This is a genomic window from Geodermatophilus sp. SYSU D00965 (assembly GCF_054050075.1).
This window is the reverse complement of sequence record NZ_JBJGYQ010000003.1, coordinates 238,367-253,195: the sequence shown is the minus strand read 5'-3', so window position 1 is coordinate 253,195 and position 14,829 is coordinate 238,367. Positions and strand designations below refer to the sequence as shown.

Annotated in this window: 13 protein-coding genes; 9 read left to right on the top strand and 4 right to left on the bottom strand. The window is 74.6% G+C overall.

Translation table 11 applies throughout. The annotated features are described in order from the left end of the window. The first annotated feature begins 9 nt into the window (after positions 1-9). The 5 genes from recR to ACI789_RS04240 all read left to right on the top strand — a co-directional run bounded on the left by recR (position 10) and on the right by ACI789_RS04240 (position 6,570). Positions 10-609: a recombination mediator RecR gene (recR, locus tag ACI789_RS04260; RefSeq protein WP_456920499.1), complete on the top strand. Its 600-nt coding sequence runs from the start codon at positions 10-12 to the stop codon at positions 607-609. Between the two features lie 352 nt (positions 610-961). After that, positions 962-2,605, top strand: a complete 1,644-nt coding sequence (locus tag ACI789_RS04255; protein ID WP_457006881.1) for an ABC transporter substrate-binding protein — start codon at positions 962-964, stop codon at positions 2,603-2,605. Positions 2,606-2,714: 109 nt separating this feature from the next. Then, positions 2,715-3,818 carry an ABC transporter permease gene (locus ACI789_RS04250; protein ID WP_457006880.1) on the top strand — a complete coding sequence of 368 codons (1,104 nt, stop codon included), beginning with the start codon at positions 2,715-2,717 and terminating at the stop codon, positions 3,816-3,818. Beyond that, the gene (locus ACI789_RS04245; protein ID WP_457006879.1) at positions 3,818-4,882 is read left to right on the top strand and encodes an ABC transporter permease; all 1,065 of its coding nucleotides are present in this window, start codon (positions 3,818-3,820) and stop codon (positions 4,880-4,882) included. The genes ACI789_RS04250 and ACI789_RS04245 overlap by 1 nt, the downstream gene beginning before the upstream one ends. Continuing rightward, positions 4,879-6,570, top strand: a complete 1,692-nt coding sequence (locus ACI789_RS04240; RefSeq protein ID WP_457006878.1) for an ABC transporter ATP-binding protein — start codon at positions 4,879-4,881, stop codon at positions 6,568-6,570. The genes ACI789_RS04245 and ACI789_RS04240 overlap by 4 nt, the downstream gene beginning before the upstream one ends. A 50-nt stretch (positions 6,571-6,620) precedes the next feature. Here the strand turns inward: ACI789_RS04240 and ACI789_RS04235 are convergent, their stop codons facing one another. After that, complete coding sequence (locus ACI789_RS04235) at positions 6,621-6,980, bottom strand: Rieske (2Fe-2S) protein (RefSeq protein WP_457006877.1); 360 nt, start codon at positions 6,978-6,980, stop codon at positions 6,621-6,623. A 111-nt stretch (positions 6,981-7,091) separates the two neighbouring features. Between ACI789_RS04235 and ACI789_RS04230 the strand changes: the two genes are divergently transcribed. The 3 genes from ACI789_RS04230 (at position 7,092) to ACI789_RS04220 (ending at position 12,100) form a co-directional block, all read left to right on the top strand. After that, a complete protein-coding gene (locus tag ACI789_RS04230) occupies positions 7,092-9,131 on the top strand; it encodes a TPM domain-containing protein (RefSeq protein WP_457006876.1) in 2,040 nt (679 codons plus the stop codon). An 85-nt stretch (positions 9,132-9,216) separates the two neighbouring features. Further along, positions 9,217-11,256 (top strand): TPM domain-containing protein, encoded by a 2,040-nt coding sequence (locus tag ACI789_RS04225; protein ID WP_457006875.1) that lies wholly within the window; start codon positions 9,217-9,219, stop codon positions 11,254-11,256. A 76-nt stretch (positions 11,257-11,332) separates the two neighbouring features. Continuing rightward, positions 11,333-12,100, top strand: coding sequence for a VOC family protein (locus tag ACI789_RS04220; RefSeq protein WP_457006874.1), 768 nt, complete (start codon positions 11,333-11,335; stop codon positions 12,098-12,100). A gap of 55 nt (positions 12,101-12,155) precedes the next feature. Here the strand turns inward: ACI789_RS04220 and ACI789_RS04215 are convergent, their stop codons facing one another. Then, positions 12,156-12,590 (bottom strand): PPOX class F420-dependent oxidoreductase, encoded by a 435-nt coding sequence (locus ACI789_RS04215; RefSeq protein ID WP_457006873.1) that lies wholly within the window; start codon positions 12,588-12,590, stop codon positions 12,156-12,158. Positions 12,591-12,658: 68 nt separating this feature from the next. Between ACI789_RS04215 and ACI789_RS04210 the strand changes: the two genes are divergently transcribed. Continuing rightward, a complete protein-coding gene (locus ACI789_RS04210; protein WP_457006872.1) occupies positions 12,659-12,844 on the top strand; it encodes a hypothetical protein in 186 nt (61 codons plus the stop codon). Here the strand turns inward: ACI789_RS04210 and ACI789_RS04205 are convergent. Next, positions 12,841-13,809, bottom strand: coding sequence for a pirin family protein (locus ACI789_RS04205; protein WP_457006871.1), 969 nt, complete (start codon positions 13,807-13,809; stop codon positions 12,841-12,843). The genes ACI789_RS04210 and ACI789_RS04205 overlap by 4 nt on opposite strands. Positions 13,810-13,846: 37 nt before the next feature. Further along, positions 13,847-14,758 (bottom strand): DUF5996 family protein, encoded by a 912-nt coding sequence (locus ACI789_RS04200; protein ID WP_457006870.1) that lies wholly within the window; start codon positions 14,756-14,758, stop codon positions 13,847-13,849. Positions 14,759-14,829: the final 71 nt, after the last annotated feature.

The following is a 14,829-nucleotide window of genomic DNA, read 5'->3' as shown; positions in this document are numbered from 1 at the left end:
AGGAACACCGTGTACGAGGGGGCCGTCCAGGACCTCATCGACGAGCTCGGCCGGCTGCCCGGCGTCGGGCCGAAGAGCGCGCAGCGCATCGCGTTCCACCTGCTGGCCGCCGAGTCCGCCGACGTCGGCCGGCTGGTCGCCGCGCTCCAGCGGGTGCAGGCCGAGGTCCGCTTCTGCGTGACCTGCTACAACGTCGCCGAGGGCGAGCAGTGCCGCATCTGCCGCGACCCGCGGCGCAGTGACGACGTCATCTGCGTGGTCGAGGAGCCCAAGGACGTCGTCGCGATCGAGCGCACCCGGGAGTTCCGCGGGCGCTACCACGTGCTCGGCGGCGCGATCAGCCCGATCGAGGGTGTCGGGCCCGACGACCTGCGGGTCAAGGAGCTGATGACCCGGCTGATGAACGGCACGGTGACCGAGCTGATCATCGCCACCGACCCCAACCTCGAAGGCGAGGCGACCGCCGCGTACCTGGCGCGGCTGGTCGCGCCGATGGGGTTGGCGGTCTCCCGGCTGGCCAGCGGCCTGCCCGTGGGTGGGGACCTGGAGTACGCCGACGAGGTCACGCTGGGCCGGGCGTTCGAGGGCCGCCGCCGCATCGACGCGTGACGACAGCCGCGGGAGCACCGCAGCGAGGAACGAGTGAGGAGCGGACCGTGGCGCGGAGTCGCGCCATGGGCAACGCCTGAGAGGACCCCGTCCTCCTCACCGAAGAAGGACCCCGTCCTCCCCACCCTTCGCACGCTCAGGGCGGGACCCGGGACGGGGCCACGGCGAGCCCCTGGACGGGGCCGGCGTGCGCGTCCTGGCGCCGGCAGTCACGAGCGGATAACAGTGCTGGCCGGGCCTTCGGGCTGGGCGAACGCTGTGCTACGCATGAGTAACCAACACCCGTACCCCGCTGTGACCTGGAACATGTCCGGCGTCCGTGAGGGTTCCCAGGAAGAACGAAGGTAGGCGGATGAGTTCCGTTCTGACCGGCCGGCGGCGTGTGCGCGCCGCCACGGCAGGCCTCGCGGTGACCGCGCTGGCCCTGACGGCGTGCGGCGGCGGTGACGGCGACGGCGGCGGCTCCGGCGGCGGCAGCGGCGAGGCGCTGACGATCGGCACCAGCGACAAGATCACCACGATCGACCCCGCGGGTTCGTACGACAACGGCTCCTTCGCCGTCATGAACCAGGTGTTCCCGTTCCTCATGAACACCAACTACGGCAGCCCGGACGTCGAGCCCGACATCGCCGAGTCCGCCGAGTTCACCTCGCCCACGCAGTACACGGTGACCCTCAAGCCCGGCCTGAAGTGGGCCAACGGCAACGACCTCACCTCGTCGGACGTGAAGTTCACCTTCGACCGGATGGTCGCCATCAACGACCCGAACGGCCCGGCCGCGCTGCTGGCCAACCTCGCCGGCGTCGACGCGCCCGACGACACGACGGTCGTGTTCAACCTGGAGAACGGCAACGACCAGACGTTCCCGCAGATCCTCTCGAGCCCGGCCGGCCCCATCGTCGACGAGGACGTCTTCTCGGCGACCGCGCTGACCCCGGACCAGGAGATCGTCGACGGCAACGCCTTCGCGGGGCCGTACGTGATCACCAACTACGACCAGAACAACCTGATCTCCTACGAGGCCAACCCCGACTACCAGGGCCTCCTCGGGGCGCCGAAGACCTCGCAGGTCAACGTCAAGTACTACGCCGACTCCTCGAACCTGAAGCTGGACATCGAGGAGGGCAACATCGACGTCGCCTTCCGCAGCCTGTCGGCGACCGACATCGACGACCTGCGCGGCAACGACGAGGTCGAGGTCGTCGACGGCCCGGGTGGCGAGATCCGCTACATCGTCTTCAACTTCAACACCCAGCCCTTCGGCGCCACCCAGCCCGACGCCGACCCGGCCAAGGCGCTCGCCGTCCGCCAGGCGGTGGCCCACCTGCTCGACCGGCAGGAGATCGCCGACCAGGTCTACAAGGGCACCTACACCCCGCTGTACTCCTTCGTCCCCGAGGGCCTGACCGGCGCCACCACGCCGCTGAAGGACCTCTACGGCGACGGCAACGGCGCGGCCGACCCCGACAAGGCCGCCCAGGTGCTGCAGGCCGCCGGCGTGCAGACCCCCGTGCAGCTGTCCCTGCAGTACTCCAACGACCACTACGGCCCGTCCTCGGGTGACGAGTACGCCCTGATCAAGGACCAGCTGGAGTCCACCGGCCTGTTCCAGGTCGACCTGCAGACCACCGAGTGGGTGCAGTACTCCGAGGACCGCGTGGCCGACGTCTACCCGGCGTACCAGCTCGGCTGGTTCCCGGACTACTCCGACGCCGACAACTACCTCACGCCGTTCTTCCTCACGGAGAACTTCCTGGGCAACCACTACGAGAACCAGCAGGTCAACGACCTGATCCTGCAGCAGGTGACGACGCCGGACCCGGCGCAGCGCACCGGCCTCATCGAGCAGATCCAGCAGCTCGAGGCGCAGGACCTCTCGACGGTGCCCTACCTGCAGGGTGCCCAGGTGGCCGTCGTCCGCACCGGTGTGGACGGCGCGGCGGACACGCTCGACGCGTCCTTCAAGTTCCGCTACGGGGCCCTGAGCAAGGGCTGACCCCACCCGAGGGACACTGGCGACACCGGCCCCGGGTGACCCCGCCACACGGCGCGGTCGCCCGGGGCCTCCCGTGTGCGGGGGAGCCGCACCGACGGAAGTGACATCCATGACCACAGCAGCGACGGAGCTGGCCGCCGGCGACCCGGTCCGGGAGGACGCGCCCTCGGGGCGACGACGCCGACGCGGCGGAGGCGGCCTGGGCAGCTACCTGCTGGTCCGCTTCCTGCTGATCTTCCCCACCGTCTTCATCCTGGTGACGACGGTCTTCTTCCTCATGCGGTCCACCGGTGACCCGATCACCGCGGCCCTCGGCGGCCGGCTCACCGCCGCCGAGCTCGCCCAGCGCGTGCACGAGGCCGGCTACGACCGCCCGCTCCTGGTCCAGTACCTGGAGTACCTGGGCAACGTCTTCACCGGCGACTTCGGGACGACGCTGTCCGACCGGCGCCCCGTGGTCGAGGTGCTCACCACCTTCGGGACGGCGACCCTCGAGCTGGCCTGCTACGCGCTGCTCGTGGCCTTCGTGGTCGGCATCCCGTTCGGCCGGCTGGCCGCCTACTCCCGGGACAGGTGGCCCGACGCCGTCCTGCGGGTCTTCGCGATCCTCTGCTACGCCACGCCGGTCTTCTTCGCCGGCCTGGTCCTCAAGCTGGTCTTCGCCAGCGGCCTGGGCTGGCTGCCCGTCGCCGGCCGGGCCTCGACCGGCGCGGAGATCCAGCTGCAGTTCCTCGACAACCCGACCGGGATCTACCTGATCGACGCGATCCGGACCGGCGACCCCGACGTGGTGCTCGACGTGCTCGAGCACGCGGTGCTGCCCGCCATCGCGCTCGGCCTGCTGACCGCCGGGGTGTTCCTCCGGCTGGTGCGCACCAACGTGATCGGCACGTTCGGCTCCGGCTACGTCGAGGCGGCCCGCTCCCGCGGCGTCGCCGAGCGGCGGCTGCTGCGCAAGCACGCCTACCGGCCGGCGCTCATCCCGATCATCACCGTCATCGGCCTGCAGATCGCCCTCCTCCTCGGCGGTGCCGTGCTCACCGAGACCACCTTCGAGTGGAAGGGCCTGGGCTTCCAGCTGGCCGAGTACCTGCAGGCCCGCGACTTCGTGGCGGTGCAGGGCATCGTCGCGCTGCTCGCCGTGATCGTCGCCGTCACCAACTTCATCGTCGACGTGATCGCCGCGCTCATCGACCCCCGGGTGAGGTACTGATGGCCACCACCGTCGCTCCCGTCGAGGAGACCCCCGGCACCGACCCCGCCCGCCGCGGCTGGCGCCGGCTGCCGGTCGTCCACCAGCTGCGGCAGAGCGTCGGGCTGCAGCGCGGCATGCTCGTCGCCGGGCTGGTCCTGATGGGCGTGTTCCTGCTGACCGCGGTGTTCGCGCCGCTGCTCGCGCCGTACGGCTACAACCAGCTGCGCGACGCCGACGGCCCGTTCGGCGCGCAGCAGCCGCCGTCGGCCGAGCACTGGCTGGGCACCACCGTCGGCGGCTACGACGTCCTCTCCCGCGTCGTCTACGGGTCGCGGACCGCGCTCATGGTCATCGTCGTCGCGATCCTCTTCTCGCTGTTCGCCGGCGTGCTGCTGGGCCTGGTCTCGGGCTACTTCGGCGGCTGGCTGGACCGCGTGCTGGTCGTCGTCTGCGACGCGATCTACGCGTTCCCGTCGCTGCTGCTGGCGATCATCATGGCGATCGTCATCAGCGGCGGTCAGTCCAGCCTGCTCGGCGGCATCCTGGCCGCGGCGATCTCGATCACGGTGGTGTTCATCCCGCAGTACTTCCGGGTGGTGCGCGCGGAGACGGTGCGGATCAAGGGCGAGGCGTTCGTCGAGTCCGCCCGGGTGGTCGGCGCCGGCCACTGGCGGATCATGAGCCGGCACGTGCTGCGCAACGCCACCCGCACGCTGCCGCTGATCCTCACGCTCAACGCCTCCGAGGCGATCCTGACCCTCGCCGGGCTGGGCTTCCTCGGCTTCGGCATCGAGCCCACCGCCGCGGCGGAGTGGGGCTTCGACCTGAACAAGTCGCTGTCCGACGTGACCAGCGGCATCTGGTGGACGTCGATCTTCCCCGGTCTGGGGATCGTGCTCGTCGTCCTCGGCCTGACGCTGGTCGGCGAGAGCCTCAACGACCTGGCCGACCCGCGGCTGCGCAGCCGGCGGGCGGTCGAGGCCGGCGACGCGGCCGAGACCCCGGTCGTGCCCGGTGGTCCGCTGGGCGCCGGGCCCGCCGGTCTGTCCGGGCTCGAGACGATGGGAGGGAACACGCTGTGACCAGCGCCCGCGAGGACGTCGTCGGCATCGAGAACCTGTCGGTCTCCTTCGCCACCGACGCCGGTCCGATCACCGCCGTCCACGACGTCAGCCTGTCGGTGGCCGCCGGTGAGGTGCTGGCCGTCGTCGGCGAGAGCGGCAGCGGCAAGACCGTGACCGCGCGCAGCATCCTGGGCCTGCTGCCGGAGACCGCGCGGACCCGCGGGGCGGTCCTGCTGCGCAGCAAGGACGGCGCCGAGCAGCGCGACGTCGTCACGCTGTCGCCGCGGCAGCTGGGCGACGTGCGCGGCCGGGACGCCGCGATGGTGTTCCAGGAGCCCTCGACCGCGCTCAACCCGGTGTACCCGGTGGGCTGGCAGATCGCCGAGGGGCTGCGGGCGCACGGGCGGTACAGCCGCAAGGAGGCCCGCGAGAAGGCGATCGAGGTGCTCCGGCGGGTCGGCATCCCCGACCCCGAGGAGCGGGTGGACCACTACCCGCACCAGTTCTCCGGCGGCCAGAAGCAGCGCATCGTCATCGCGCAGGCGCTCGTGCTCGACCCCGGCGTGATCATCGCCGACGAGCCGACGACGGCTCTGGACGTGACCGTGCAGGCGGAGATCCTCGACCTGCTGCGCCGCTGCCGCGACGAGTTCGGCGCCGCGATCGTGCTGATCACGCACAACATGGGCGTCGTCGCCGACCTCGCCGACCGGGTCGCGGTCATGTACCAGGGCCGGATCGTCGAGCAGGCCGACGTCCGCACGCTGTTCACCGCGCCCCGGGAGCCCTACACCCGGCAGCTGCTGGGCTCGGTGCCCCGTCTCGGGGAGGGCCGGGCGCGGGCCGAGGAGCGGGCCGCCGGACGGCCGGCGGGCTGGGCCGCCGCGACGCCGGTGGTGGAGGCCCGCGACCTGCGGATCGTCTACCCCGGGCGGCTGCGCAAGCCCGACTTCGTCGCCGTGGACGGCGTCAGCTTCGCCATCCGCCCCGGCGAGGTGCTCGGGCTGGTGGGGGAGAGCGGCAGCGGCAAGACGACGATCGGGCGGGCCATCGCCGGGCTCACCAAGGTCACCGACGGCTCGCTGCAGGTGCTGGGCACCGAGATGCGGGGCGTGAAGGAGAAGGCGTTCCGGCCGGTGCGCCGGCGGATCGGCTTCGTCTTCCAGGACCCCGCCTCGAGCTTCAACCCGCTGCTCACCATCGCCGAGGCGGTCGCCGAGCCGCTGGTGGTCAACGGCCGGGCCGACGACCCGCGCGCCGCCCGCGGCCGGGTCGACGAGCTGCTGGAGGCGGTGCAGCTGCCGAAGACCTTCGGCGACCGCTTCCCCCACGAGCTCTCCGGCGGGCAGCGGCAGCGGGCCAGCCTGGCCCGGTCGCTCGCCCTCGACCCCGAGCTGCTCATCGCCGACGAGCCGACCTCGGCGCTCGACGTCTCGGTGCAGGCGCGGGTGCTGGAGCTGTTCGCCGAGCTCCAACGGGAGCTGGGCTTCGCCTGCCTGTTCATCAGCCACGACCTCGCCGTCGTGGACCTGCTCGCCGACCGGATCGCGGTGCTCTACCGCGGCCGGCTGGTCGAGGAGGGCACGGGCGCGGAGGTGCTCGGCGCGCCTCAGCACGCCTACACCCAGCGGCTGCTGGCCTCGCTGCCGGTGCCCGACCCCGAGGAGCAGGCCCGCCGCCGGGCGCTCTGGGAGCAGCTGGCGTGAGCGTGCGAGCGGAGTGGGAGGGGCGCGTTCTCCGCGCCCTCCCACTCCGCTCACTCCACGACGACGTCCTCGCCGCGGCGCAGCGCCCGGCGCACGCGCAGCCGCAGCACGCGGCCGTAGGCCCGGACGAACTGCGTGTAGCCCGGCGTGGGCCCGTGGTAGCCGAGGAAGCCGCGCGGGCCGGACACCATCTCCCCGGTGCGGACGTCGTAGCGGCTCTGGTGCCAGGGGCAGACCAGGCACCCGTCGGCGTCGACGGACCCCTTCGACAGGTCGGCGAGCTGGTGCCGGCAGTGCCGCGAGACGGCGAAGTAGTCCCCGCCGTGGTTGCCCACCGCCCAGTCGCCCACGCGGCGCACGGTCCCCGGCGGCAGGTCGGCGGCGGGGATGCGGTCGGGCTCGGTGCTCATCGGTCCTCCACGGTCTCGGGGCACCTGCTGCTACCCCGTCGGGCGCGCCCGGACCCCTGCCGCGTCGATAGGGTCGCGGAGCCCGCTCGTCGTCGTCCCCCGGAGGTGCCCGTGCGGCGGCTCGTCGTCGTCCTGGGGGTGCTGACGCTGCTGCTGCTCGCGGGCGGCCCGGCGCTCGCCGTCCCCCCGTTCCGGCTCGACCAGCCGGTCGTCGACCAGGTCGGCGCGCTCGACGGCGACGAGTCGCGGGTCGAGGACGCGCTGGACCGGCTGCGGGCCGAGGACGGCACCCAGCTGTGGGTCGCCTTCGTCGACTCCTTCGACGGCGCCTCCGGGCAGCAGTGGGCCGACGACGCCGCGGTCGCGTCCCAGCTGGGCAGCACCGACGTGCTGTTCGCCGTCGCCGTGGACGACCGCGCGTACGGCCTGTCGGTGGACGAGGGCTTCCGGCTGTCGGACGACGAGATCGACGACCTGCTGGCCACCGACGTCGAGCCGGCGCTGTCCGACGGGGACTGGACCGGTGCGGTCGTCGCGCTCGCCGACGGCCTGGGCGGGTCCGGCGGCGGGGTCCCCACGGGGCTGCTGGTCGCCGGCGGGGTGGTCGTCGTGGGCGGCGGCGCGCTGCTGGTGGCCCGCTCCCGCCGGAAGCGCCGGACGGCGGCACCGGGCCCCGGCCCGGCGGACCCGCACGCCGGCGTCCCCACCGAGCAGCTGCAGTTCCGCGCGAGCACCGCGCTCCTGGAGCTCGACGAGCAGGTGCAGGCCTCGCAGCTCGACCTGGACTTCGCCCGCACCCAGTACGGCCCCGAGGCGGTGACCGGCTTCGACGAGGCGCTGGCGCAGTCCCGGGCCGAGCTGGCGCGGGCGTTCACCCTGCGGCAGCAGCTGGACGACGAGGTGGGTGGGCGGGGGACCGGCACGGACGAGCCGGCGAAGCGGCGGCTGCTGACCGAGATCCTGGCCCTGGTCGAGGCCGCCGACGCCCGGCTGGACGCCCAGGCCGAGGCCTTCGCGCAGCTGCGCGACCTGGAGCGCACCGCGCCGCAGGTGCTCGACGCCCTCGAGCCGCGGATCGCCGAGCTGCGCGGGCGGCTGCCCGCCGACGAGCAGCGGCTGCGGGACCTGCAGCAGCGGTACGCCGCGGCGGCACTGGCCCCGGTCGCGGACAACCTGGCGCAGGCGCAGGACCGGCTGACCGCCGCGTCGGCCGAGGTCGCGGAGGCCCGCGCGGACCTGGCCGCCGGGCAGCCCGGCGCCGCGGTGAGCGACGTCCGTGCCGCCGAGGACGCCGTCGCGCAGACGCAGACCCTGCTCGACGCGATCGGGCGGCTGGCCGCCGACCTCGACGCCGCCGCCGCGCGGGTGGCCGCGGCCCGGACCGAGACCGAGGAGGACCTGGCCGAGGCGCGGGCGCTGGTCACCGCCGGGGAGCGCACCGGCCTGGAGCCGCAGATCGCCCGCGCGGAGGCGGCGCTGACGGCGGTCGGGACCGCGCTGTCGCCGCCGGACGGCCGACCCGACCCGCTGGCCGCCCTCCGCGGGCTGGAGGAGGCCGACGCCGCGCTGGAGGAGGCGCTGCGGACGGCGCGCGACGCCCAGGCGCAGGCCCGGCGGGCCGCGGCCGCCCTCGACCAGGCGCTGCTCGCGGCGCGCTCGGGGATCACCGCGGCGAGCGACTTCATCAGCACCCGCCGCGGCGCGGTCGGGCCGGAGGCGCGCACCCGGCTGGCCGAGGCCCAGCGGCACCTCGACGCCGCCGTCGCCTCGGGGCAGAGCGACCCCGTCGGCGCGCTCCGGGAGGCGCAGCAGGCGAGCGCGCTGGCCCAGCAGGCACTCGCCGCCGCGCAGGGCGACGTCTCCTCGTGGGGCAGCGGCGGCGGGGGCTTCGGCGGGTACTCGCCGGGCGGCTTCGGGGGCGGGCGTCCCGTGGGGGGCGGCGTGGACCTGGGCAGCCTGGTGCTCGGCGGCATCCTCTTCGGCGGCGGCGGCGGCGGGGGCGGCTTCGGCGGGGGCGGCGGGTCGCGTGGCGGCTACCGCAGCAGCGGCTTCGGCGGGGGCGGCCGCCGCTCCGGGGGCGGGACCCGCCGGTCCAGCGGCGGGGGACGGCGGTCCGGTGGCGGCCGGCGCGGGGGCGGCGGGCGCTTCTGACCCCGTCCGGGAACCGCGGGGAACCGCCGTCCGTGCCTAGAGTCCGGACGTCCTGACGGGCGTCCCAGTACACCGGAGGTCCCACGTGCGCCGCCTGACGATCGTCATGGCTCTCCTCACCGCCCTGTTGCTCGCCGGGTCGCCGGCGCTGGCCTCACCGCCGACCGGGCTCGCCGAGCAGGTCAGCGACGAGGCGGGCGTCCTGGGCGGGGACGCGGCAGCCGTCGAGAGCGCCGTGGACGACCTGGAGCAGGAGACCGGCACCCGGCTGTTCGCGGTGTTCGTCGACAGCTTCGACGGCGTCGACCGCGCCACGTGGGCCCGCGAGACCGCGCAGCGGTCCGGGCTGGGCGCCGACGACGTCCTGCTGGCCGTGGCCGTCGACGACCGGCGGTACGGCGTGCACTACGGCGACTCCATCGACGCGGCGCAGCTGCAGGCCGTGCTGGACGACGACGTCGAGCCGCGGCTGTCCCAGGGGGACTGGGCCGGCGCGGTCACCGCGCTCGCCGACGGGCTGGCCGGCGGGGGCACCTCGACCCCGGCGTCCTCGGGCGGTTCGAGCGGTTCCGGGGCGCTGACCCTGGCCGTCGTGCTCGGCCTGCTGCTCGTCGGCGGCGGGCTGTACCTCTTCTCTCGCCGTCGGCGGCGGGCTCCGCAGCGGGAGCTCGCCGCGGCGCCGACGCGGCTGCCGCAGCGCGACCCGCACGCCGGCGTCCCCACCGAGCAGCTCAACTACCGGGGCAGCACCGCCCTGCTGGAGCTCGACGAGCAGGTGCGCGGGGCACAGGTGGACCTCGACTACGCCCGGACGCACTTCGGCGAGGACGCCGTGCCGGGGCTGGCCGAGGCCCTGGACCGCTCGCGGGCCGAGCTGGCCCGGGCGTTCACCATCCGGCAGGAGCTCGACGACGAGATCCCCGAGGACGAGCCGACCCAGCGCCGCATGCTGACCGAGCTCCTGTCGCTCACCGACGCGGCGGGGCAGCGGCTGCGCGAGCAGGCCGCGGCGCTCGAGGAGCTCCGCGAGCGCGAGCGCACCGCCGGGCAGGCCGCCGAGGAGCTCGGCCGCCGGATCGAGCAGCTGCAGCAGCGGCTGCCCGAGGAGGAGCGGCGACTGGCCGACCTGCAGGGCCGCTACGCCGCGTCGGCCGTGGCGTCGGTGGCGGAGAACGTCGCGGAGGCCGGGGTGCGGCTGGCGGCCGCCACCCGGGAGGTCGAGCTGGCCCGGCAGGACCAGGAGTCCGGTCAGGCCGGCCGCTCGGTGGGGCGGCTGCGCGGCGCGGAGAACGCGGTGGGGCAGAGCGGCACGCTGCTCGACGCGATCGCCCGGCTCGCCGGCGACCTCGCCGCCGCCGAGCAGCGGGTGCCGGCCGCTCGGGCCGACATCGAGGAGGACCTCGCCGAGGCCCGGGCGATGCTCGCCGCCGGCAGCCGCAGCGACCTGCGCCCGCAGGTGGCCCGCGCCGAGGCCGCGCTGGCCTCCGCCGAGGGCGCGCTCTCCCGCGCGGACGGCGCGCTGCCGGACCCGCTCGCCGCGCTGCGCCGGCTGGAGGAGGCCGACATCGCCCTCGAGCAGGCGCTGCAGACCGCCCGCGACGAGCGGACCCGCGCCCGCCGCGCCGCGGAGGCGCTCGACCAGGCGCTGCTCACCGCCCGCTCGGCGGTGGCCGCGGCCGGGGACTTCATCGGCACCCGCCGCGGCGCGGTCGGCAGCACGGCCCGCACCCGGCTGGCGGAGGCCGAGCGGTACCTGGCCTCGGCGGAGCGGCAGGGTGGTCAGGACCCCGCGTCCGCGCTCCGGTCGGCGCAGACCGCCGACCGGCTCGCCCAGCAGGCGCTGGCCGAGGCCGAGGCCGACGTCCGGCGGTGGTCGCAGCAGACCGGGTACGCCGGCTACGGGGGACACGGCGGCAACTGGGGCGGCTACGGGGGTGGCTGGGGTGGCGGCGGCTACCGGCGCGGCGGGGGCATCAGCCCGCTCGGCGCGGGGCTGGGCGGTCTGCTGCTCGGCGGCCTGATCTTCGGTGACCACGACGGCGGCGACCTCGGCGGCGGGGACTGGGCGGCCGGGGACTTCGGCGGTGGCGACTTCGGTGGCGACTTCGGCGGCGGTGAATTCTGAGGGAAGCGCTCGCCGGGGTCTGGGAACTGTCGGACCCGGGTGGAACGGTGTCCTCCCCCACGGACGAGGAGGACACATGCCCACTCGGAACACCCCCTGGCCGGCCGGCACCCCATGCTGGGTCGACTACGGCGCCTCGGACATCGACGCCGCCAAGGACTTCTACGGCCGGTTGTTCGGCTGGGAGTACGAGGGCGGGGACCCGGAGTACGGCGGCTACCTGAACGCCCACCGGAACGGGCAGCCGGCCGCCGGCATGGGCCCGCTGATGAACCCCGGCGACTCGCCGAGCTGGACGACGTACTTCGCCACCGACGACTCCCAGGCGACGGCCGCCCGCATCCGCGAGGCCGGCGGCACGGTGGTCGTCGAGCCGATGGAGGTCGGGCCGATGGGCACGATGACCATCGCGGTCGACCCGCAGGGCAACGGGTTCGGCCTGTGGCAGTCCGGCACCCACACCGGCTGCCGGATCTACAACGAGCCCGGGTCCCTGGTGTGGAACGAGGTGGCGGTGGACGACCCGGACGCGGCACGGCGGTTCTACTCCGCCGTCTTCGGGTTCACCTTCGACGCGGTCCCCATGGACGGCGAGATGGACTACACGACCTTCGCCGCCGGCGGGGACCCGCTGGGCGGCCTGGGCGGCCACCAGCCGGGCTCGCCCAAGGGCTGGACGACGTGCTTCTCGGTGGCCTCCACCGATGACGCCGTCGCGGCCGTCGAGGCCGCGGGCGGCAAGGTCACCATGGCCGCGACGGACACCGAGTTCGGCCGCTTCGCCGTGCTCGAGGACCCCTGGGGTGCGCCCTTCTCGGTGATGCAGGCGTCGCCGGAGAGCTGACGAAGACCTCGGTGGCGGGTGCGCGGAGGGCGCGCCCGCCACCGGGTCGGGGCCGTCAGGCGCGCAGCTGGCCGTAGGTGTGCTCGGGGCGGAAGCGGACCACCAGCCGGCGGTCGGCCACCATGGCCGCGCGGTACTCGGCCCAGTCCTCGTGCTCGCCGGAGATGCCGCGGTAGTAGGCGACCAGCTCGTCGACCGTGGCGTCGTCCGGATCGGTGGCGACCGGCGTCAGCTCCGCGGCGCCCTCGACGGCAGCCCACGACCAGAAGTCCTGCGACGACACGTGCAGGGTGACCCGCGGGTCGGCCCGCAGGTTGCGGGTCTTGGCGCGGTCGTCGGTCACCGACACCCGGAACAGCCGGGCCTCGGGGTCGTAGGCGTAGCCGACGTTGGACAGCTGCGGCCGGCCGTCGCGCTTGACGGTGGCCAGCACCCCCCACCGGTGCTCGGCGAGGAAGTCCAGCAGGCGGGGGTCCACGGTCTCGGCCATGCCCGCACCAACACCGTCCCGCCGCCGGTTGTGCCCGGGCGGGAGACCCCTGTCCCGGTGTGGGACCGGTGCCCGCGGAGGTGCGCTGGGAGTTCGGCGAGGTCATCTCCCGGTCCGGCTCCGACAACGTCAGCTCCACGGTCGAGCTGCGCCAGGCCGGCTTCGCCGACTGCCTGGACACCGAGGACCGCTTCCTGGAGCTGATCGACCGGCTCGCCGCCGAGCGGGTCATCCCGCCGCTGGGGCCCTCCTAGCGTTCGCGGCCGCGCGCCTTGAGCGGCACCGGCGGCAGCGGCGGGGCCGGCAGCCGGTCGCCGTCGTAGCCGACGACCACGCCGAACCGCTCGTCCTCCTCGTTCCACCGCTGCGCGTACTCGGTGACCTCCTCGCCGCTCCGGCCGACGAAGTTCCACCACATGACGATGCGCTCCTCGAACGGCTCACCGCCGAGCAGCAGGAGCCGGGCCGCCTCGGCCGCCCGCAGCCGCACCGTGCGCCGCCCGGTGCCGAGGTAGAGCATCGCCCCGTGCCCCAGGGGTGCGCCCTCGACCTCGACGGAGCCGGAGTTGGCCAGCACCGCGTACTCGAAGTCCGGCTCGAGCGGCAGCTCGACGTCGGCGCCGGCGGTGAGGTCGAGGTCGGCGCCGACCAGCGGGGTGTAGGCGGTGCCGGGGGAGGTGGCCCCGCCGAGCGAACCCATGAGCACGGTCGCGGAGGCCCCGTCGGAGGTGAACCCGGGCAGCGCGGTGTGGTGGTCGAAGGCCGGTGCCACCTCGCGGGCGGCGTCGGGCAGCGCCACCCACAGCTGGGCGCCGTGCAGGAACCGGGGGTGCGGGGCCGGGGACTGCTCGGAGTGCGCGATGCCGTGGCCGGCGGTCATCAGCGCCAGCTCGCCGGGGTGGATGCGGGCGTCGCTGCCCAGCGAGTCGCGGTGGTGGACCTCGCCCTCGAGCAGCCACGAGACGGTCTGCAGGCCGGTGTGCGGGTGCGGCGCCACCTGCATGCCCGGCGAGGAGCTGACGTCGTCCGGGCCGTAGTGGTCGACGAACGCCCAGGCGCCGACCAGCCGGCGGCCCAGCGTGGGCAGCAGCCGGCGGACGCGGGTGCTCTCCCCGAGCTGCACCTCCTTGCCGGGCAGCAGGTCCAGCACCGGGCCGGCGGGGGTGTCGGCCAGTCCGCCCAGCTCACGGGCGGGCGGACGACGGTCCAGGTTGCTCATGGTGCGGACCTCCGGACTGCGGGTGGGATCGGCGGGGTCACGAGGGTTCCGGCGCGGTCGGGCAGCGCAGCGCGTCGAGGTCCCAGCCGGCCCGCCGCGCGCCGGCGAGGTAGGCGCTCTCCAGGAACTCCAGGACGACGGCCCGAGGGTCGGCCGCGGTCCGCACGTCCTCGTAGGGCAGCAGCGCCAGGTGCGCGCCGCGGCTGTCGATCCACCGCGCCGCGGCCGGCCGCAGCGGCTCCTCGACCAGTCCGGCCGGCTCGGGCGCGGTGTAGGAGTAGAAGGCCGGCTCGGGCACGTTGTCGTCGCCGAACCAGAAGCCGGCGCTGATCACCTCGTGGGAGTAGGCCTCGCGGGTGACGGGGTCGACGTCCGCCGGCTGCTCCACCCGCCGGTCGGAGAACCGGGTCACCGCGATGTCGAAGGTGTGCCAGAAGTGGTGCACCGGGCTGGTCTTGGCGTAGCTGCGCCCGGCGAACTCCTCCAGCACCTGCGCCACCTGGCCCAGCACCAGCCAGTAGCGGGTCACGAGGTCGCGGTCGTAGGCCGCGTGGTGCTCGTCCTCGGCGAACGGGGTGCGGTCGGCCAGGTCGTACGGGACCGGGAGGTCCACCGTGGCGGGCAGGCCCAGCCCCGACAGGGTGTCCAGCAGCCGGCGGTAGAAGGCCGCCACGCTCAGCCCCGGCAGCGGGAACGACGCCCGCCGTCCGTCGGCGACGCTCACCTCCAGCCGGTGGTCGACCAGGTCCAGGTCGACGGCGAAGACCGGGTCGAAGCCCATCGGCCGCGTGGTGAGACCCCGGCCGGTGAGGTGGAACGGGATGTGCCACCAGTGGTTGCGCCGTGGCGCGTTGGCCAGCCGGAGCTTGCCGACCACCTGCAGGAACCGGTGCACGGTCTCCTTGGTGTCGGACCAGCCGGCCAGTGGCATGGGTGGGAAGACGGACACGAAGGGCTCCTCCCTCGCGGTACCGGTGACGGTCAGCATGCAGCCGTCGGCGGCGGCGCGGTAGCCGCCGC

Excerpts from the sequence above, each read along its gene's own strand:
- ACI789_RS04255 (WP_457006881.1), top strand. The coding sequence starts at position 962 with ATGAGTTCCGTTCTGACCGGCCGGCGGCGTGTGCGCGCCGCCACGGCA.
- ACI789_RS04250 (WP_457006880.1), top strand. The coding sequence starts at position 2,715 with ATGACCACAGCAGCGACGGAGCTGGCCGCCGGCGACCCGGTCCGGGAG.
- ACI789_RS04245 (WP_457006879.1), top strand. The coding sequence starts at position 3,818 with ATGGCCACCACCGTCGCTCCCGTCGAGGAGACCCCCGGCACCGACCCC.
- ACI789_RS04235 (WP_457006877.1), bottom strand. The coding sequence starts at position 6,980 with ATGAGCACCGAGCCCGACCGCATCCCCGCCGCCGACCTGCCGCCGGGG.
- ACI789_RS04220 (WP_457006874.1), top strand. The coding sequence starts at position 11,333 with ATGCCCACTCGGAACACCCCCTGGCCGGCCGGCACCCCATGCTGGGTC.
- ACI789_RS04215 (WP_457006873.1), bottom strand. The coding sequence starts at position 12,590 with ATGGCCGAGACCGTGGACCCCCGCCTGCTGGACTTCCTCGCCGAGCAC.
- ACI789_RS04205 (WP_457006871.1), bottom strand. The coding sequence starts at position 13,809 with ATGAGCAACCTGGACCGTCGTCCGCCCGCCCGTGAGCTGGGCGGACTG.